This is a genomic window from Synechococcus sp. W70.1 (genome assembly GCF_047461515.1).
In the GTDB taxonomy this organism is placed as follows: Bacteria; Cyanobacteriota; Cyanobacteriia; order Thermostichales; family Thermostichaceae; genus Thermostichus.
Genome location: NZ_JANSHH010000004.1, coordinates 23,926 through 42,048, shown reverse-complemented (window position 1 = coordinate 42,048; position 18,123 = coordinate 23,926). Strand labels below are relative to the sequence as shown.

At 60.4% G+C, this 18,123-nt stretch carries 17 protein-coding genes and 2 tRNA genes; 10 read left to right on the top strand and 9 right to left on the bottom strand.

Translation table 11 applies throughout. The features are described from left to right. Nucleotides 1–22: 22 nt before the first annotated feature. From NW808_RS01085 to purM, 3 genes are all read right to left on the bottom strand, one after another. On the bottom strand, nt 23–808 hold the full coding sequence (locus tag NW808_RS01085) for an ABC transporter permease (RefSeq protein WP_414419998.1): 786 nt from the start codon (nt 806–808) through the stop codon (nt 23–25). Next, nucleotides 805–1,815 carry an ABC transporter ATP-binding protein gene (locus NW808_RS01080; protein WP_414419997.1) on the bottom strand — a complete coding sequence of 337 codons (1,011 nt, stop codon included), beginning with the start codon at nt 1,813–1,815 and terminating at the stop codon, nt 805–807. The genes NW808_RS01085 and NW808_RS01080 overlap by 4 nt, the downstream gene beginning before the upstream one ends. A 138-nt stretch (nt 1,816–1,953) precedes the next feature. Then, nucleotides 1,954–3,000, bottom strand: a complete 1,047-nt coding sequence (purM, locus tag NW808_RS01075) for a phosphoribosylformylglycinamidine cyclo-ligase (protein ID WP_414419996.1) — start codon at nt 2,998–3,000, stop codon at nt 1,954–1,956. Nucleotides 3,001–3,239: 239 nt separating this feature from the next. Between purM and NW808_RS01070 the strand changes: the two genes are divergently transcribed. Continuing rightward, a complete protein-coding gene (locus tag NW808_RS01070; RefSeq protein ID WP_414419995.1) occupies nt 3,240–4,220 on the top strand; it encodes a septal ring lytic transglycosylase RlpA family protein in 981 nt (326 codons plus the stop codon). A 22-nt stretch (nt 4,221–4,242) separates the two neighbouring features. Here the strand turns inward: NW808_RS01070 and NW808_RS01065 are convergent, their stop codons facing one another. Continuing rightward, entirely contained in the window at nt 4,243–5,241 is a 999-nt protein-coding gene (locus NW808_RS01065) for a ribose-phosphate pyrophosphokinase (protein ID WP_414393698.1), read from the bottom strand. Between the two features lie 129 nt (nt 5,242–5,370). On the opposite strand from NW808_RS01065, the gene NW808_RS01060 reads away from it, so the two are divergent. From NW808_RS01060 to NW808_RS01050, 3 genes are all read left to right on the top strand, one after another. Then, the gene (locus NW808_RS01060) at nt 5,371–6,276 is read left to right on the top strand and encodes an SDR family NAD(P)-dependent oxidoreductase (RefSeq protein WP_414419994.1); all 906 of its coding nucleotides are present in this window, start codon (nt 5,371–5,373) and stop codon (nt 6,274–6,276) included. Nucleotides 6,277–6,356: 80 nt separating this feature from the next. Then, complete coding sequence (ftsH, locus tag NW808_RS01055) at nt 6,357–8,243, top strand: ATP-dependent zinc metalloprotease FtsH (RefSeq protein WP_414419993.1); 1,887 nt, start codon at nt 6,357–6,359, stop codon at nt 8,241–8,243. A 90-nt stretch (nt 8,244–8,333) separates the two neighbouring features. Beyond that, entirely contained in the window at nt 8,334–9,155 is an 822-nt protein-coding gene (locus tag NW808_RS01050; RefSeq protein ID WP_414405328.1) for a class I SAM-dependent methyltransferase, read from the top strand. Here NW808_RS01050 and NW808_RS01045 read toward each other — a convergent pair. Continuing rightward, a complete protein-coding gene (locus NW808_RS01045) occupies nt 9,152–9,781 on the bottom strand; it encodes a hypothetical protein (protein ID WP_414411232.1) in 630 nt (209 codons plus the stop codon). The two genes, NW808_RS01050 and NW808_RS01045, sit on opposite strands and share 4 nt — an antisense overlap. An 83-nt stretch (nt 9,782–9,864) precedes the next feature. After that, a complete protein-coding gene (gene dnaA / locus NW808_RS01040; RefSeq protein WP_414419992.1) occupies nt 9,865–11,268 on the bottom strand; it encodes a chromosomal replication initiator protein DnaA in 1,404 nt (467 codons plus the stop codon). A 217-nt stretch (nt 11,269–11,485) separates the two neighbouring features. Between dnaA and rpmH the strand changes: the two genes are divergently transcribed. Beyond that, nucleotides 11,486–11,626: a 50S ribosomal protein L34 gene (rpmH, locus tag NW808_RS01035; protein WP_414393711.1), complete on the top strand. Its 141-nt coding sequence runs from the start codon at nt 11,486–11,488 to the stop codon at nt 11,624–11,626. A 68-nt stretch (nt 11,627–11,694) separates the two neighbouring features. After that, the gene (gene rnpA, locus NW808_RS01030; protein WP_414393714.1) at nt 11,695–12,066 is read left to right on the top strand and encodes a ribonuclease P protein component; all 372 of its coding nucleotides are present in this window, start codon (nt 11,695–11,697) and stop codon (nt 12,064–12,066) included. A gap of 174 nt (nt 12,067–12,240) precedes the next feature. Here the strand turns inward: rnpA and NW808_RS01025 are convergent, their stop codons facing one another. Next, nucleotides 12,241–12,381, bottom strand: a complete 141-nt coding sequence (locus NW808_RS01025) for a hypothetical protein (RefSeq protein ID WP_414419991.1) — start codon at nt 12,379–12,381, stop codon at nt 12,241–12,243. Between the two features lie 317 nt (nt 12,382–12,698). Between NW808_RS01025 and NW808_RS01020 the strand changes: the two genes are divergently transcribed. The 4 genes from NW808_RS01020 to miaB all read left to right on the top strand — a co-directional run bounded on the left by NW808_RS01020 (nt 12,699) and on the right by miaB (nt 17,952). Further along, on the top strand, nt 12,699–13,286 hold the full coding sequence (locus tag NW808_RS01020) for a Uma2 family endonuclease (protein ID WP_414419990.1): 588 nt from the start codon (nt 12,699–12,701) through the stop codon (nt 13,284–13,286). 136 nt (nt 13,287–13,422) lie between these two features. Then, nucleotides 13,423–14,940: a S41 family peptidase gene (locus tag NW808_RS01015; protein WP_414419989.1), complete on the top strand. Its 1,518-nt coding sequence runs from the start codon at nt 13,423–13,425 to the stop codon at nt 14,938–14,940. A gap of 138 nt (nt 14,941–15,078) precedes the next feature. Next, nucleotides 15,079–16,428, top strand: a complete 1,350-nt coding sequence (locus NW808_RS01010) for an adenylosuccinate synthase (protein WP_414393723.1) — start codon at nt 15,079–15,081, stop codon at nt 16,426–16,428. A gap of 162 nt (nt 16,429–16,590) precedes the next feature. Continuing rightward, on the top strand, nt 16,591–17,952 hold the full coding sequence (miaB, locus tag NW808_RS01005; protein ID WP_414393726.1) for a tRNA (N6-isopentenyl adenosine(37)-C2)-methylthiotransferase MiaB: 1,362 nt from the start codon (nt 16,591–16,593) through the stop codon (nt 17,950–17,952). On the opposite strand, the gene NW808_RS01000 is transcribed toward miaB, so the two are convergent. Together NW808_RS01000 and NW808_RS00995 are read right to left on the bottom strand one after the other, a co-directional pair. Beyond that, nucleotides 17,952–18,023, bottom strand: a tRNA-Thr gene (locus NW808_RS01000). The two genes, miaB and NW808_RS01000, sit on opposite strands and share 1 nt — an antisense overlap. A gap of 4 nt (nt 18,024–18,027) precedes the next feature. Beyond that, a tRNA-Tyr gene (locus tag NW808_RS00995) sits at nt 18,028–18,113 on the bottom strand. Nucleotides 18,114–18,123 lie beyond the last annotated feature (10 nt).

The following is an 18,123-nucleotide window of genomic DNA, read 5'->3' as shown; positions in this document are numbered from 1 at the left end:
GCGCACGCCTCCCAGGACAACCCTAGCTCTGCTGCCAGCGCAGGCTTTCCACCGCTTGCACCGTGGCAAACAACCCCAGCAGGATGATGCTGAAGAAAAGGACGATGCTACTGCTGCTGAGGATCCCTTGCACCCAGTTGCTGTACTGCTGCAGCAGCGAGACATGCCGCAGGGTAGCGGCAATCCACGTGTTTTCCTGGCCCGCTGCAGCGTCGATGACCCAGAGCAGCAGGATGAGCCCAAAGGTGGCCACTGCAGCAATGAGGGTGCTGTCGGTTAGGGAAGAGATGAACAACCCCAAAGCCATGACGCTGCCGGCCAGCAAAGCAAGCCCCACATAGCCCATCAGGGTTAGGCGATAGTCCACTGCTGGGTTAGAACTGCTCAGCACCAGCACGTGGTAAACCAGCGGCGGCAGCAGCAAGGTAATGAAGAACACCCACACCGCCAGCCACTTGCCCAGGGCCACCTCCAGGTTGGTAATGGGGGAAGTGGCCAGCAGCTCCATGGTGCCCCGCCGCCGCTCTTCGGCATAGGAGCTCATGGTGAAGATGGGCAATAGAAATAAGGAAAGGGTGCCCAGCAGATTGAGAAACTGCTGCGACAGGATGGTGGCAGCATCAAAAGGGTTCTCCTGGCCAAACTGGGCAAACAGATCCACCTGCTGGGAAAAATTGATGACCCGCACCAAGATGTTGACGAAGAAAAACCCTGCCAGCCCCCAAAACACTGCCGCCACCACATAGGCAATGGGGGAGGTGAAGTAGCCGCGCAGCTCTTTGCGGAAAATGGCAACCACGCCGTTCATGCCGCTTCCTCCAACGCGCCTGCTGCTTCCTCTTGGGTGGTGAGCTGCAGGAAAATTTCTTCCAGAGAAGCCTGAGGACGGCCAATCTCGTAGAGGTCGATCCCTGCCTGCACCAGAGCCCTGGCCACCTCTGGGATCCAGCCCTCTGCGGAAGCATTGCTCTTGAGCTGCAGCTGCCAGCGAGGGGGATCCGCGGCCAAGGGCTGTACACTTACCACCTCCACGTGCATCAGGTTCTGCAGGGCTGCTCGAATGGCCGCTTCCTCGGCTGCCCCCACCACCAGCTTTGCCTGCTGCCGATCCTGCAACTGAGCCGTCAGCTCAGCGGGCGTGCCGACAGCCGCCACCTGGCCGCGGTTGATAATCACCACCCGGTCGCAGGTCATGCTTACCTCCGGCAGGATGTGGGTGGAGAGGATGATGGTGTGCTCTCCTGCCAGGCTTTTGATTAGGTTGCGCACTTCGATAATCTGCTTGGGATCCAGCCCAATGGTGGGCTCGTCGAGGATGATCACCGGCGGGTCGTGCACCAGAGCTTGGGCCAGGCCCACCCGCTGCTTGTACCCCTTGGAGAGCTTGCGGATAAGGGTGTGGCGCCTGTCTTCCAGACTGCAGCGGCGGATGACCTCGTCTACTCGCCTAGGTCGGTCACCGGCACTGACCCGCTTGATCTGGGCCACAAAGTGCAGGTAGGCCTCCACCGTCATATCGGGGTAGAGGGGCGGGTTTTCCGGCAAATATCCAATGCGCTGCCGCACCGCCATCGGGTTTTCGTGCACATCAAACCCAGCCACCCGCGCCGTTCCTTCCGTAGCAGGTAGATACCCTGCCAAAATGCGCATCGAGGTGGTCTTGCCAGCGCCGTTGGGCCCCAAAAACCCCATGATCTCGCCGGCATTGACCTGGAAAGAAATATCGCGGATGGCGGTAAAGCGGCCGTAGGTTTTGCTGAGGTGCTCCACTTCAATGGCAGCTCTGGCTACTGGAGCCGTGGGTAAACCGGTCATTGGCGCTTCCTCGCCCAGAGAGTTAGCGGCAGTTGTTGGCCTAGAAGGCCTAAGGCAGACGCCGAGGCCATCTGCAAACTTAGCATAGCGACGCTCAGCAGGAGCACAGGGGATCCCCATCCCCCTTTTGGTGGGGACTCAAGACGCCAGGGATCCCCACTCCTCCAGCCCCAAGACCCGGCTCTCCCCAGGGCGGGCCGCTACCACCTCCCCAATGGGGAAGGCTTCGGGGAGCAAGGATCTCACCCGATTCTCCTCCTCAGGAGGGATCACCAGCACGTAGCCCACCCCCAAGTTGAAAGTGTTAAACATCTCCAAGGTTTCCACCTGGCCCTGTTCCTGCAGCCAGAGAAACTCCGGCGGAACTTGCCAACTGTGGGGCTCTATCCGCGCCGCCTGGTCTGGAGCCAAACAACGGGGCAGGTTTTCCGGGATGCCGCCGCCGGTGATGTGGGCCATGCCGTGGAGCTTGACCCCTGCTGCCTGGAGTTTCTGCACTGCTTGGACATAGATGCGGGTGGGGGTGAGAAACACCTCTGCCAACGGTCGATCCCAGCCAGGGGGTTGGTAATCCCAAGGCCAGCGCCGCTCGGCCACAATGTGCCGCACCAGGCTAAAGCCGTTGCTGTGGAGGCCGCTGCTGGGCAAGGCCCACAGCCGATCCCCCAACTGCACCCGCGCCGTGTCTAGGATATCTGCCTTGTCCACGATCCCGACACAAAATCCTGCCAGGTCGTACTTTCCAGGCAGGTAAAATCCCGGCATCTCCGCCGTCTCCCCTCCCAGCAGTTGGCATCCGGCTTCCTGGCAGCCCGCTAAGATGCCATCGACGACTTGCCAAAGGGCTTCCAGCTCCAGCTTGCCAGTGGCAATGTAGTCCAGGAAAAACAGCGGCCTGGCTCCCACCGTCAGCACATCGTTGACACACATGGCCACCAGGTCGATGCCGACGCCGCGGTGCTGCCCCCACTGCTGGGCAATCTCCAGCTTGGTCCCCACTCCATCGGCAGCGGCAACCAGCACCGGGGCAAGGTAGCCCTTTGGCAACTCAAACAAGCCGGCAAAGCCGCCAATGCCCCCCAAAACTCCTGGGGAACCTGCACCAAACCGCTCAACGCGCTCCCGAATCCCTTGGACAAAAGCGCGTCCGCGAGCGATGTCAACCCCTGCTGATCGGTAGTCCAAGATGCCAAAAGGCCTTGTGATAACTGGGCTTGGGCTTTTGCGCCTGGGCGGGCAAACCCGTCACCTCAAAAATCCATGGTACATTAACTTCCGTTGTTTTAACCCTCGCGTTGGAAGTTGGACGAGTTGAAGAGGAGCGCGGCCTCATGCGAACTCAAAAATGGCTCGGACAGGGACTGGCTCCTGCCCCCAAGCTGGGCTTGGTTAGCTGTCTCTGTGTCACAGCCTTGAGCTGGCCCATGGGCCTGCTGAGTGAGGCAAAGGCCCAAGCGTCAGCCCGCAGGGGATCCGCCCCCACCCACGCAACAGAGTTAGCGCTGGAAAATCCTTCGCTCTCCCCTACCGCCGATCTGGTCTTTGCTCCCCAGTCCAAGGCTTCCCTTCCCGCAAAACTTGGCACCTTGAACGTGCAGGACTTTTCCCCTCAGGCAAGTTTCTCCCCGCTACCTGCAGAGCCTATCCTCAAGATTGGCGAACAGCGGCAGTCTGCTCTTCAACCCATTGCCACCCTCTACTCCTACGCAATGGACGGGCGGCAGGCAGTAACCGTCTATGTGCGGGACTTGCCCATCGTCACCTTTATCGAGCACCCTCGCTTGGAGCCGCCGCTGCTCCGGGCCAGTTCTCTTGTGGCCCAGCTCAACCAAATGGCGCAGGGATCCTTGAAAGACACCACCATCACCCTAGCTTGGACGGAGTTCCAAGGCGGGGATCCCCTCTATGCCGTTCAGGTCAACGACCAGGAACTGTTGCGCATTGACGAGGGCGTGCTGCTGGTGGATAGCCAACGCCCAGTGGATACCGCCCTTTTGGCCGCCAATAGGCTGCGCCGGCTGTTGCTGGATGCCCCTCCTCTCCCCGCTCCCGCCTTGCCGCAGCTTGCCACTCTACCTGCCAAGGCCGCTGCTCAGCCGCCGCAAAGGACAGCTCAGCAGGGTCCCCTTTTCACGGTCGAGCGAGTGCAGGAAGGGATCGCCTCCTGGTACGACCTGCACCCCACTCGGCAGGAGATGACGGCAGCCCACCCTACTCTGCCCTTCGGGACCGAGGTGCGGGTAACCAACCTGAAAAATGGCCGCCAGGCAGTGGTGCGCATCAACGATCGCGGCCCCTTTATCCCAGGTCGGATCATCGACCTCTCCTTGCGGGCGGCAGAAGCCCTGGGCATGGTCCGCGCAGGACTTGCCCCAGTGCGCCTGGAAGTGCTGCGGCGCCGCTAGAGTAGAGGCGAAGGTAGCTCAGTTAGTGGAACATGCTGCTGACGGAGCTATCTTCGTGGATACGCCAGATGGCTTCCCCTAGGACACTGGCCACCGAAAGGATGGTGAGGCCGGGAAACTGCTTCTCTGGAGGAACAGGAATGGTGTTGGTGACAATCACCTCTTCAAAGAGGCCACCCCGCAGGCGTTCAATAGCGGGATCGGAAAAGACGGGATGGATGGCACAGGCGTAAACTGCCTTGGCTCCCGCCTTGCGCAGCAACTTTGCCCCTTCAGAGATAGTGCCCGCCGTGTCGATCATGTCATCCACAAGGATGGCAATCTTGCCCCGCACGTCGCCGATGAGGTTCATGACCTCCACATCGTTGTGGGCCTGGCGGCGCTTGTCAATGATGGCTAGCGGAGCTTCCTTGAGTTTTTTGGCAAAAGCCCGAGCCCGGGCTACGCCGCCCACGTCAGGAGACACAACCACAATGTCTTCCTCCAGCAGGCCCTTTTCCTTGAGGTAGGCCTGAAGAACCGGCTGGGCATAGACGTGGTCAAGGGGGATGTCGAAGTAGCCCTGGATCTGGGCCGAGTGCAGATCCATGGCCAGCACCCGGTGGGCTCCCGCCTGAGTAATCATGTTGGCCACCAGCTTGGCGGTGATGGCTTCCCGCCCTGCAGTCTTGCGGTCGGCGCGGGCGTAGCCGTAGTAGGGCAAAACGGCAGTGATCTGGCGGGCAGAGGCGCGGCGGCAGGCGTCAATGATCACCAACAGCTCCATGAGGTGATCGTTGACTGGGCGGCAGGTGGGTTGGATTAAGTAAACATCAGCGCCGCGAATTGACTCCTGGATTTGAATGTACAGCTCGCCATCGGCAAAGCGCTTGCGCAGGATTGGCCCCAGATCCAAGCCCAAATATCGAGCTACCTCCTGGGCCAGGGCTGGATTGGCACTGCCGGAAAATATCTTCAGTCGGTTGCTCTCAGAAACAGGCGGCAGCGGGGAGGGACGAAGAAAGGGGGCAGAGCGAACCACAGATCGGTGTTGAACTCGTCCGTAGTAGCGCCCGAAGGCATGCTTCGCTATCGTAGCATCAGCTTTTCCCCCCTCAGCAACTAGGTTGAAGTCCCTCTAGGATGGAGAAAGTTTGCAGGGAGGAAAGCCATGCCTTCACTTGCCAATCAGGTGGTGCTGATTACGGGGGCCTCTGCCGGCATTGGGAAGGCCGTCGCCCTGGAAGCAGCCAAACGCGGAGCTTGCCTGGTGCTAGCGGCCCGCCGCGCGAAGCTGCTGCAAGAGGTCAAAACCTTGGTGGAGAAGTACGGAGTAGAGGCGCTGGCAGTGCCCACCGACATGGCCGATACCGCCCAGGTGGAGGCGCTGGCCCAAAAGGCCCTAGAGCACTTTGGCCGAGTGGACATCCTGGTCAACAACGCCGGCTACGGCCAAATGGGGCCCGTGGAAGAGGTGGATGTGGCGGCGATGCGGCGCCAGTTTGAGGTCAATGTGTTTGGCCTGCACGCCCTTACCCGCGCCCTCTTGCCCCAAATGCGGGAACGGGGCAGCGGCCGCATCCTTAACCTCAGCTCCGTGGCTGGCCAGATCTCGATGCCCTTCAGCGGCGTCTACAACGCCACCAAGTTTGCCGTGGAGGCCCTCAGCGATGCCTTGCGGGTGGAAGTAGCTCCCTTTGGCATCAAAGTTATTGTGATCGAGCCGGGGCCGGTGGCCACCGAGTTTAGCCGCGTGGCCGAAGAGACCTTTGCTGCCGTTGTCAATCCCAACGGCCCCTACAAGGCCATCTTGGGCAAAGCTGCCGAGCTGGCCCGCTCTTTTAACAGAATGGCCTGGCCAGTGGAAAAGGTGGTAGAGCCGATCCTACGGGCCATGACCGACCCTCATCCTTCCGACCGCTACACTGCTTTTACAGGCGGCAAGTTGGCTCTGGGGCTGATGCGGCTAATGCCGGCCGCTCTAGCTGACGCTATGTGGCGACGTGTCTATGGCCTCCCTATCTCGGCCCCGGTGCCCGCTAGGGCAAAGGAACCTACTGCCGCCGGGATCCCCTAGCCTCTGTGGGGTTGTGCCTGGTAGGAGCAAGAGGTTAAGTTTGTTAAAGGACTTTTAATGATGGGGTGTCCTTCTTCCTTATGAACAAGCCGCTTTCCCCCCAGCGCTGGTTGATGGCTCTTGTGCTGGGCTTTTGTCTCTGGCAGGGCTTTAGCCTAGATCCTGCTCACGCCGCCTTGGCCTCTGCCCTTACCTACGACCGCTTCTTGCGCTATGTCGAGGAGGGGCGCGTTACCGATGTGCGCCTTCTAGACAACAACCTGGTGGCAGAAGTTACGGCTATTGATCCCCAGACGCAGCACTCCACCCGCTATCGGGTCAACCTACTGCCTACGACTGTGCCGCAACTGGTAGACCGCCTTACTGAGAAGGGGATCGAGGTGACGGTGGTGCCTAGCCGCGATGGCAGCGCCTTCTGGGCCATTCTAGGCAACCTGGTGATTCCCCTGATGCTTCTAGGGGGCCTGTTCTTACTCCTGCGCCGGGCAGGTGGGGGAGTGGGTGGCCCTGGGCAGGCCATCAACTTTGGCAAGTCGCGGGCACGCTTCCAAATGGAAGCCAAAACTGGTGTTACGTTCGACGACGTAGCCGGGATCGATGAGGCCAAAGAGGAGCTGCAGGAGGTGGTCACCTTCCTGAAGAAGCCGGAGCGCTTTACGGCCGTGGGGGCAAAGATCCCCAAAGGTGTGTTGTTGGTGGGGCCCCCAGGGACGGGGAAGACCCTCTTGGCCAAGGCGATTGCCGGCGAGGCAGGAGTGCCCTTTTTCAGCCTTTCCGGCTCCGAGTTTGTGGAGATGTTCGTCGGCGTGGGGGCCTCGCGGGTGCGAGATCTCTTCAGGAAAGCCAAGGAAAACGCCCCCTGCATCGTCTTCATTGACGAGATCGACGCCGTGGGTCGGCAGCGGGGAGCTGGCATTGGTGGCGGCAACGACGAGCGCGAGCAAACCCTTAACCAGTTGCTGACGGAAATGGATGGGTTTGAGGGCAACTCGGGTGTCATCGTTATTGCCGCAACCAACCGTCCGGATGTGCTGGATGCGGCTCTCCTGCGGCCTGGACGCTTCGACCGCCAGATCACGGTGGATCGACCCAGCTTTAAGGGCCGCTACGAGATCTTGCGCGTGCACGCCCGCAACAAGAAGCTGGCGGAAGAGGTCAGCCTCGAAGCTATTGCCCGCCGTACCCCTGGTTTTGCCGGCGCTGATCTGGCCAACCTGCTCAACGAGGCGGCCATCCTGGCGGCCCGTCGCCAGCATAAGGCCATCACCAACCAGGACATCGACGACGCCTTCGACCGCATCACCATCGGCCTGACCAAGCCGCCGCTGTTGGACGGGAAGAGCAAGCGCCTGATTGCTTACCACGAGTGCGGCCACGCCCTGTTGATGACCCTCTTGCCCCATGCGGATCCGTTGAACAAGGTGACCATCATCCCTCGTTCTGGGGGTGCCGGCGGTTTTGCCCAGCAACTGCCCAACGAGGAGCAGATTGACTCCGGCATGTACAGCCGCGCCTGGCTGTTGGATCGGGTGGTGGTCGGTTTTGGCGGTCGGGCAGCCGAGGAGATTGTCTTTGGCTACTCGGAAGTGACGACGGGGGCCAGCAACGACCTGCAGCAAAACACCAACCTGGTGCGGCAAATGGTGACCCGCTTTGGGATGTCCGAGTTGGGGCCGCTGATGTGGGATCCACCCAACAACGAAGTCTTTTTGGGCGGCGGCTGGATGAACCGCGTCGAGTACTCCGAAGATGTGGCGGCTAAGATCGATCGGCAGGTGCGGCAAATCCTGGAAAGCTGCTACCAGAAAGCCAAGCAGATCCTGCTCGAGCACCGCGCCCTGCTGGATCGTCTGGCCGACACCTTGGTGGAGCGGGAAACCCTGGATGGAGACGAGTTTCGGGCCATTGTGGCAGAGTACGTTCCCATTCCCGAGAAGATTGGCTTGCCCAGCCCAAAGACAGCCTAGGGATCCCCTCTGACTGCCGAATGGACTAGCTTAAGGGGGTAGTTGTCGGGGTCGTGGCCTGGCAACTGCCCTTTTGAGTCGGGTTCTCTCATGCGCTCTTTTCCGTCTGCTCTGCCAGCTCATCTTTACCGCTGCCTCAGCTGTGGTCAGGAAGGGCTGAGCCTGCCGCCAGCGCGGGAGCCAGGATTTGCTGTGGATCGGGTTTACTGTTCTCGCTGTGGCCAGGTTTACCCCATCCTCCCTTCCGGGGCAGTGGATTTTCTAGCCACCTCGCCAGCGTTGCCCCTCACTCCAGCCCAAGCCATTGCCCATCTGCCCGGCTTTGCCTGGGGCTACGACCGCCTCTGGCGGCCCTGGGCCCTGTCGCTGTTGTCGGGGGAAAGCTTTGGCAGCGAGCGAGAAGGCCAATTGCTGGCCGAGCTGGTGGGAGAGGCAGATCCGGTCTTGGACCTAGGCACGGCAGGAGGGTACTGGAGCCGCCTCCTCCTAGCCAGGGATCCGCAGCGGACGGTGATTGGTCTGGACAATGCGGCGGGGGTGCTGGCAGAGGCAGCCCAACAAGCCCAGCCCCAATGGCAGCACTACAGCCTGGTGCGGGCGCGGGCGGAGCAGCTTCCCCTGGCCTCTGGAGCCTTTGGGGCAGTAATTAGCGGCGCCACCTTAAACGAGGTGCCGTTGGATCCCTGTCTGGAGGAAGTGGCTCGCATCTTGCGTCCCGGAGGCGTCCTGGTGTCCATGCACAGTCAGCAGGTTCAGGGGTGGGGGCAGGTGGTGCAGCGCTGGCTGGAGACGACAGGACTCCGCTTTTTCTCTGCCGATGAGCTGCGCCAGCACCTGGAAGCAGCAGGGCTGCAGTTGGAGCGCTATCTCAGTTTTGGCTGGGTAGCTTTTGTGCAGGCGGTGCGCCGCTAAGGGATCCACTCCAGGCCAACTCCAAAGCTGGATTCCCGCGCTAGGGTGGAGTGGCGCAGGCTGTAGCGGGCAGCAAGACGAAAGGAAGGGCTGATAGCGTAGGCAGCTGTAAGCTCCGCCAGGGTGACCTGGACTTCTCCTGGCTCCTGAGGGGTCAGCCAGGTGTAGCTGGCGGTTAAGTCGGCAGCTTGGAGAGCTAGGGACAAGACAACGAAGGCCCCATAGCTCACACCCCTGAGGCGGCGGTTCTCTTGTTCCAATTCCAAGGCGCGGTAGCCCAGTTGGGGGGCTAGATTGAAGCGGGATCCCATAGGGGCAAGAAAGTAGCGCACCTCTAAGCCGTACTGGCGGACTACTGGGTTCTCAGAAGATTGGCGATAGTCGCCGCTGAGGGTGAGGCGATCCCCCAAGCGCAAGTCCTGCAAGGCAATTCGCCACGCAGAAGCCGACTCAAAACCCGCCTGCAAACGGGTGGGCAAAGCGGGAGTATTGCGGATTTCTTCCAGGAGATTGGGCGGGCCTTGCAGCCAGCGGCGCAACACGGGGCTATCGATTTGGCCCTCCAGCCCCAAAGTATCTCCCTGGGCGGTTGAGGTCAAATTGGCCCAGGCTGGCCACCGGGGCATCAGTCCAGCTCCAAGGAGCAACACACCCAAGCAAAGCCCTCTGCCCACTTCCCCCCTCCCTGCCAGCCCCACCTGGCCGAAAACTATTTGTTTCGGCTGTTGGCCATGATCCGCAGCCGCTGCGACAGGTTTTGCAGTTGCCGCTCAAGTTGCAAATCTTCCCGCTGCAACTGACTAATTTTTTCACAGCTATAGAGAACGGTGGTGTGATCTTTTCCACCAAAGTAGTCGCCAATTTTGGGCAAGCTGAGACGGGTATGTTGGCGCATCAAGAACATGGCGATTTGACGTGCATGACTGACGTCCCGCCTGCGGGAAGATCCCAATAAGCTCTCTCGGTCGATGCCAAATTCCTCACAGACTACATCAACAATCATATCGGGAGTAATTTCCTTGGGTTCGCTGGGAGGGTTGAGGATGGGCCGAATCGTCTCTACACTCATCGGCAAGCCAGAAATGGAGATGTAGGCAACGGCTCGGATGAGGGCACCCTCCAGCTCGCGGATGTTGCTGGTGTAGGTGGTGGCAATATATTCGATGACCTCCAGCGGCAAGCTCATCCCCTCATACTCAGCTTTTTTCTTGAGGATGGCCATACGGGTCTCGATGTCGGGCGGCTGAATTTCTGCAATCAAGCCCATTGAAAACCGAGAACAGAGCCGCTCCTGCAGCCGCGGGATTAGATGAGGGGAGCGGTCGGCGGCCAGCACAATCTGCTTGCCCGATTCATGGAGGGTATTAAAGGTGTGAAAAAACTCCTCCTGGGTGTACTCTTTGCCCTCAATAAATTGGATGTCGTCCACCAACAAAATATCCACATCTCGGTACTGCTCCCGAAAAGACTGCATACTGTCTCGCCGGATGGCGTCGATGAGATCGTTGGTAAAGCGCTCGGTGGACACGTAGAAGACCTTAGCCCGGGGATTGGCCTCTAGCTGGTAGTGGCCGATTGCCTGCATCAGGTGAGTTTTGCCTAGCCCTACGCCACCGCAGAGAAACAGAGGGTTGTAGGCCCGCCCCGGCTTGTCAGCCACGGCCAGGGCTGCAGCATGGGCCATGCGGTTGTTGGGGCCGACCACAAACCGCGAGAAGGAATACTTGGGGTTGAGCTCTGGTGCCCGCATAGGTAAGCTGCTGCCCCCCTCCAGCCCCCGAGGAACAGAATCCGGGAAACTGCCAGCGCAGTAGGAGCTTGGCCTCTCAACTGTCGAAGGAGGCTCTTCCGCAGCCAAGGCTTGGGGAGCAACGGAAAACTCTACCTGCAAAGGGATCCCTGCTACCCGCTGCACCACCTCGGTGATGGTAGAGGCATAGTGCTTCTGCAGCCAGCCTCGTGCCCATTCGCTAGGAGTGGAGATGGTGAGGCGGTTGCCCACTAACGACTCAGGCCGTGCTGTTTTGATCCAAGCCTCAAAGGTTGGCCGGCTGAGCTGCACTTGTAGATGGCCCAGAGCCTGATCCCAGAGCTGATCTAGGGAGATATCCACGCCACACACCCAGAGCGACACACCACAAACCCCGAGAGCTAAGCAGTGCCTCCACTCTCGGGATTCCCAATTTAACTGCTTGGCGTGGGGCCTCCAATCTACCCATTTTCCGATAGGTTTGCTAGCATGGCTTCTCAGTGACTGTCTTTAGGTGAACTGGATTGCCCCCTCGCCAGCCGCGGTGGGCTGTGTTGAAGTTGCGAGTTAGTTTCTCACCATGCCTCAGCGTACCCTTCGTGGCACCAATCGCAGACGCATTCGTGTTTCTGGGTTTCGAGCCAGAATGCGCACCCCAGGTGGGCGGCGAGTCTTGAAGCGGCGGCGGGCCAAGGGGCGTTATCGCCTGGCTGCTTGCTGAGGCACCCAACTCCCCTGCTAGAGGCACAAGCAAGTGTTAACTTGGGGTGGGATCTGGGAGCCGCCACCATGCTACCTGCTCCTTATCGCTTGCGGGATCGGCGGGCATTTCAGGCACTTTACCAGGCAGGTCAGCGGCGTTCCACGGCGGGCTTGACCCTGCTGTTTCAGCCAATGCCGGCAGGAGGTGAAGGGATCCCTAGCCAGGTGGGGCTGGCGGTTAGCAAAAAGGTAGACAAGTCGGCGGTACGGCGAAATCGGCTGCGACGTCGCCTACGGGAGGCCATACGGCTTCTCTGTCCCCAGCTAAAGCCCGGCTATCAGCTGCTGTTTATCCCCAAGCCCAATTTGCTTACCTACAAGTGGCCGGAGCTGCAAGCAGAGGTGCGCTACCTTCTCCAGAAGGCCGATTTACTCGCTAGCCCAGAGGCGAATTCCTAGGGGCTTGGGTGGGCAGGCTGGGCTACTGCTACTGGCTGTCCTAGAGAGCAGAGTAACCCCTTCCAGGAGATTTTGGAATGCCAGCTCTTCGACCTATGCCCGGTGTAAACCGGCGCAGTCGTTGTTGCCGAAAACTATGCTCTGGCTGAAGTCTCAGCCAGGGATCCCAATCCGCTAACACCCGCCGTATTTGCAGGCAATGTTGTCGGTCAACTGCCCAATGGCACTGAAGTGCAGGTCATGGTCGCCGATACCCTGGTGCGATACCTCCGTTGGGGTGCAGAGGGATCCCTTGCCGAAGCAGCGCTGGCCCACTTCAACGAGCTTGCCACCAACTGGTTTTGTGCTCTGAGAATGGTGCTTGACAGGCACACTGAAGAGGTGCGTCGTCAGGTATTGCAGCAAGCCATCGCAGCAGGGATCCATCCTCAAGCCCGGACACACTTCGAGCAGGAAATTGCCCAGAGCAAGACTCTCTCCCCTACTCTCAAGACCTGGAAAACGTTGAATCAGAGCCAAACCAGACTGAGACTTTATAAACTTAGAGCCAGGGCTCCCAATTGCTTCCTATTGCCCTTCAGCAGGGGGTTATTCTGGAATCCAGTTTTGCATGGGAATGTCCAGTTCATGCCATGACGGCCTTGACGCTCAATCTCAGCCCCTTGATGACTCTGACGCGAGAGGATTTTATCCGGCTATGTGCGGCCAATCCTGAGCTAAAGCTAGAGCGCACTGCCCGAGGAGAGCTGGTGATCATGTCCCCCACTGGCGGTGAAGTTGGCCACTGGAATGCAGAGATCACCACAGAGCTAACCCTCTGGAATCGCCAATCAGGCCGAGGCAAAACCTTTGATTCTTCCACGGGGTTTTCTCTGCCTTCAGGCAGCGACCGCTCTCCCGACCTGGCCTGGATCCCGCTGGACAAGTGGGAGGCTCTGGATCCCCAGACCCGCCGGGGATTCTTGCCCCTGTGTCCTGACTTTGTGGTGGAGATCCTCTCGCCCACCGATTCTTGGGTTCAAGCCCAGGCCAAGATGCAGGAGTACTTGGACAACGGCTGTCGCTTGGGGTGGCTTTTGGATCCCAAGGCCAAGCGGGTGATGATCTACCGGGCAGGACAGGCGCCGGAGCTAGTGGAAGACCCAGAAACCTTGTCGGGAGAAGACGTGCTCCCCGGCTTCACCCTGCCCATCCGCAAAATTTGGTCTGCCGAGAGCTAAGGGATCCGCAAAAGGGGAAACAACTGGTAGTGTCTTAATGGCTTAAAAAACAAGCATTTGGCCCTGCCGACAGGGGTAGAGCAGATTGCCCAGAGTTTATCCTATTCACAGCATCTGCAAACAAGGGCAGGCCACCATGAAGGGGTTTGCGCGGGCAATTCGGGTATGGGGCACGGTCGTGGCGCTCAGCGGAGCCCTTCCTGGCAAAGTGATGGGACAGCCAGGCTTGCCGCCGGTGCCGGTCGTCCCCTCTGTTGAGGAGCCGAGAGTCGATCCAGTTCCTCCGTCCCCAGAGGTGTCCCCTGCTTCCAGGATCCCGGCCGCTTCCCCGCCAATGGGCCAGGATCTGCGCTACCTGGTGAAGTTGTTCATCAACGAGTCTTGGCAAGCGGGCAAGCAAGCTGCTGCGGTCAACTACAACGACCTCTACAGCCGCCTGTTGACCCGCACCTACAGGGATCCCCGCCCGCCTATCGAAGTCGAGTACGAGCTGATTCGAGAGATCCTGCGCGAATACGGGGATCCCGCCGATCGCTTCTGGGATCCGCAAAGCTTCAGGGACCTGCTCAACCGTCCTCGCCCGCCTCTCCAGGCGCGTCAGATTGGCCCGCGCCAGGTTTATCTGGCAGTGCCGGAGCTCACCCCTGCCACTGCCCAGCAGATCCGCCAAGCCCTCTACACCCAGGATTACAGCCAGGGCATTGTCCTCGACCTGCGCGGGTCGGTGGGCTATGACCCGCAAGTGATAGCGGATGTGGCGCGCCTATTTTTGCCTCGCTCCGTGCAACCGCTGCTGGTTACCGAAGACCGCTTTGGTCAGTCCACCCGCTGGAACAGCGAAAACCTGCCGCTAGCGGCCGGGATCCCCTTGGTCGTTCTTGTCGACGGCAACACCCGCCAGGGGGCCACCCTCCTGGCAGCTCAGTTGGGAGCTAGCGGCAACACCGTTATTGTGGGACAGACCGCCCAAGGCAGCGAGCGCCAGACCCGCTTCTTTGCCCTTCCTTCTGGCGCAGCGGTAGAGCTGGCCGTGGCCACCTGGAAGACCGGCGATGGACGCTCCTTAGCCCAGGGCTTGGTGCCCCTGCAAAAGGTAGAGGGAGATGAGGACGCTTGGCTAAAGGCCGCTCTAGAGGCCCTGGCCCTACCCCCCCGCCAGCCCAGCCCCCCGCCCCGCCCCACCGTCCTGGTTCAAGAGGGCCGCGTCGGTCGCTTTGTCCTAGGCATGGATACCCGCAACGTCGACACCCACCTTTTGGGCAACGTGGATCTCATCCCCGCCGAGTCACGGGCCAACGTCTTTCAGCCCAACAGCGACCTGAAGATCTTCTACTTGCAGGACTACATCCTCTTTGCCTACCGCCGTCCGGGCGTCCTCAATAGCTTTTTTGCCGACCGCATCTACACCACCCACCCCGAAGCCATGACTGGCGAAGGGATCCGCATCGGCTCCACCTACTCGGAAGTCATTGCCACCTACGGCGGCCCCGGGGAAAATGGCTACAACGAGGTCGTGCCCTATCCCAAAGGGAGCCGGGAATACCTGCGCGACGACCGCTACTATGTCAACTACGACGCCCTCGGCCTGTCTTTTGCCTTTGCGGTGGGCTCTAACCGGGTTACCGCCATTGGCCTGTTCAAGCCGGGGAGTTGAGAGAGCAAAAAGTTAATCGATTGTTAACCTTTTTGTCAAAGGCCCTCAACACCAGCCAGAGCAATGGGGTAAATTAGTGCAGCGGCCCCGGAAGAGGGGTTTTTGTGCTGTTTACATTACCGACTGGGGGAGAAGCCTTTGGCAAACGTTGTAGTTGTTGGTGCCCAGTGGGGCGACGAGGGAAAAGGGAAAATTACCGACCTCCTCAGCGAAAAAGCCCATGTGGTCGTCCGCTACCAAGGCGGCGTTAACGCCGGCCACACCGTGGTGGTGGGGGGCCAGACCTTTAAGTTGCACCTCATTCCCTCTGGCATTCTCTACCCCGATAAGCGCTGCGTCATCGCCAGCGGCACGGTGATCGATCCCGAAGTCTTGCTGGCCGAGATCGACCAGCTGCACCAATTGGGGATCTCCACCCACAACCTCTACATTGCCGAAACGGCCCACGTAACCTTGCCCTACCACCGCCTCATCGACGTGGCCGAAGAAGAGCGGCGCGGCATCTACAAGCTGGGCACCACCGGGCGAGGCATTGGCCCCACCTATGCCGACAAGGCCGAGCGCATGGGCATCCGCGTCGTGGACTTGATGTACCCCGACCAACTGCGGGAGCGCCTCAGTTGGGCCATTCCCTACAAGAATGTTTTGCTGGAGAAGATCTACAACCTGCCCCCCTTAGATCCCGAGCCGATTATCGAGCAATACCTGGCCTATGCCGAGCGGCTGCGCCCCTATGTTACCGACGCCGCCCTGCTTCTTACCCAAGCCATCGAGGAGCGGCAGAACATCCTCTTTGAAGGGGCGCAGGGTACGCTGCTGGACATTGACTATGGCACCTACCCCTACGTCACCTCCTCCCATCCCATTGCCGGCGGCGCCTGCGTGGGGGCTGGAGTTGGCCCCACCAGCATCGACCGGGTGATCGGGGTAGCCAAGGCTTACACCACCCGCGTCGGCGAAGGCCCCTTCCCCACCGAACTGAAAGACGAGATTGGCGCCTATTTGCAATCTGCCGGCGGCGAAGTCGGCACCACTACCGGGCGGCAGCGGCGCTGTGGGTGGTTTGATGGCGTCATCGGGCGCTACGCTGTGCGCATCAACGGCCTCGACTGCCTGGCCATCACCAAGCTGGATGTCCTGGATGCTCTGGACGAAATCAAGGTGTGTGTGGCCTACGAGTACCAGGGCCGTGAGATCCACCACTTTCCCAGTGACGCTCGGGTCTTTGCCCAGTGCAAACCCATCTACAAAACCCTGCCCGGCTGGAGGTGCTCCACCAAAGGCTGCCGCTCCGTTGAGGACTTGCCCCCCGAAGCCTACGACTACCTGAAGTTTTTGGCCCAGTTGATGCAGGTGCCGATTGCCATTGTCTCGCTGGGGGCCAGCCGCGACGAGACCATCATTGTCGAGGATCCCATCCACGGCCCTAAGCGCGCCCTGCTCTACCCCAATGGCAGCAAGCAGGTTCACGCCCTCATGCCGGACTGAGGCTCGGCGGCTAGTCCCCTGGGGAGCACTGCTTTGGCAAAGCCAGCCCCAGCTTGGGCCGCCCCGAGGGGTCGAGGGAACCCTTGAGGTTGCCGCTACTGCCCCACCAGGATCCGCTAAGCTCAAAGGTAGAGATTGCTTGCCCTGTCTTCCGGTCTTCCCATGGCTGCTCCCACCTACTCCATCATCACCTTTGGCTGTCAAATGAACCGGGCCGACAGCGAGCGCATGGCCGGGATCCTGGAGTCGCTGGGGTATGTGCGCGCCGAAGACGCGCTGCAGGCGGACTTGGTTCTCTTTAATACTTGCACCATCCGCGACAACGCTGAGCAAAAGGTGTATTCCTACCTAGGCATCCAGGCGCAGCGCAAGCGGAAAAACCCCGCTATCAAGCTCATCGTGGCCGGCTGCGTGGCCCAGCAGGAGGGAGAGCGGCTGCTGCGCCGCGTCCCCGAGCTCGATCTAGTCATGGGCCCTCAGTACGTCAACCGCCTTGGGGATCTGCTGGCCCAGGTGGAGGCCGGCAACCAAGTGGTGGCCACTGAGCCCGTCGAGATCCCAGAAGACATCACCAAACCCCGCCGCGACAGCCGGGTAACAGCCTGGATTAACGTTATCTACGGCTGCAACGAGCGCTGCACCTACTGCATTGTGCCGCTGGTGCGGGGACGGGAGCAATCGCGCCAACCCCAGGCCATCCGCGCCGAGATGGAGGACGTAGCCCGAGCTGGCTACCGCGAGGTAACCCTACTGGGGCAAAACATCGACGCCTACGGGCGGGATCTGGATCCCAAGACCAACTTGGCCAGCTTGCTGCGCTTTGTCCACTCAGTGGAAGGGATCGAGCGGATCCGCTTTGCCACCAGCCACCCGCGCTACTTCACGGAAGAGCTCATTGCCACCTGTGCCGAGCTGCCTAAGGTGTGCGAGCACTTCCACATTCCCTTCCAGGCCGGCAGCGACGAAGTCCTCAGGCGGATGCGGCGCGGCTATACCCAGGAGCGCTACCGCCAGCTCATCCAGCTCATCCGCCAGTACATACCTGAAGCCACCATTAGCGCCGATGCCATCGTTGGCTTCCCCGGCGAAACAGAGGCCCAGTTCCAGGAAACCCTGCAACTGGTGAAGGATATCGGCTTCGATTTCCTCAATACCGCTGCCTACTCCCCCCGCCCTGGCACGCCAGCAGCCGAGTGGCCCGACCAAGTGCCGGAAGAGGAAAAAAGCGATCGCCTGCAACGACTCAACCGCCTGGTAGCCGAGGTGGCTGCCGCCCGCAGCGCTCGCCTGCTGGGCCAGGTGCAGGAGGTGCTGGTGGAGGGCCCCAACCCCAAAAATCCTCGCCAAGCTATGGGACGTACCCGCGGCAACCGCATCGTTTTCTTCGACGGCGATCCTGAACAACTGCTGGGATCCCTGGTGCCAGTGCGCATCACCGCCACGCGGGCCTTTTCCCTCAGCGGCGAGATTGCCAAGCCTGGGGAAGAGAAACCCCAAGCCGCAGAACTTGGGGCTTGCGCCTAAGCCCACGACGAGGATTGAACTCGTGACCTCCCCCTTACCAAGGGGGTGCTCTGCCACTGAGCTACGTGGGCGGCATGGTGGGCCGAGTTGGATTCGAACCAACGTAGGCGTAAGCCAGCGGATTTACAGTCCGCCCCCTTTAACCACTCGGGCATCGACCCATAGACGCTG

Coding starts and splice junctions, on each gene's coding strand:
- NW808_RS01085 (WP_414419998.1), bottom strand. CDS start 808: ATGAACGGCGTGGTTGCCATTTTCCGCAAAGAGCTGCGCGGCTACTTC.
- NW808_RS01070 (WP_414419995.1), top strand. CDS start 3,240: ATGGGCCTGCTGAGTGAGGCAAAGGCCCAAGCGTCAGCCCGCAGGGGA.
- ftsH (WP_414419993.1), top strand. CDS start 6,357: ATGAACAAGCCGCTTTCCCCCCAGCGCTGGTTGATGGCTCTTGTGCTG.
- NW808_RS01060 (WP_414419994.1), top strand. CDS start 5,371: ATGCCTTCACTTGCCAATCAGGTGGTGCTGATTACGGGGGCCTCTGCC.
- rnpA (WP_414393714.1), top strand. CDS start 11,695: ATGCTACCTGCTCCTTATCGCTTGCGGGATCGGCGGGCATTTCAGGCA.
- NW808_RS01050 (WP_414405328.1), top strand. CDS start 8,334: ATGCGCTCTTTTCCGTCTGCTCTGCCAGCTCATCTTTACCGCTGCCTC.
- NW808_RS01080 (WP_414419997.1), bottom strand. CDS start 1,815: ATGACCGGTTTACCCACGGCTCCAGTAGCCAGAGCTGCCATTGAAGTG.
- rpmH (WP_414393711.1), top strand. CDS start 11,486: ATGCCTCAGCGTACCCTTCGTGGCACCAATCGCAGACGCATTCGTGTT.
- NW808_RS01045 (WP_414411232.1), bottom strand. CDS start 9,781: ATGCCCCGGTGGCCAGCCTGGGCCAATTTGACCTCAACCGCCCAGGGA.
- NW808_RS01015 (WP_414419989.1), top strand. CDS start 13,423: ATGAAGGGGTTTGCGCGGGCAATTCGGGTATGGGGCACGGTCGTGGCG.
- miaB (WP_414393726.1), top strand. CDS start 16,591: ATGGCTGCTCCCACCTACTCCATCATCACCTTTGGCTGTCAAATGAAC.
- NW808_RS01020 (WP_414419990.1), top strand. CDS start 12,699: ATGACGGCCTTGACGCTCAATCTCAGCCCCTTGATGACTCTGACGCGA.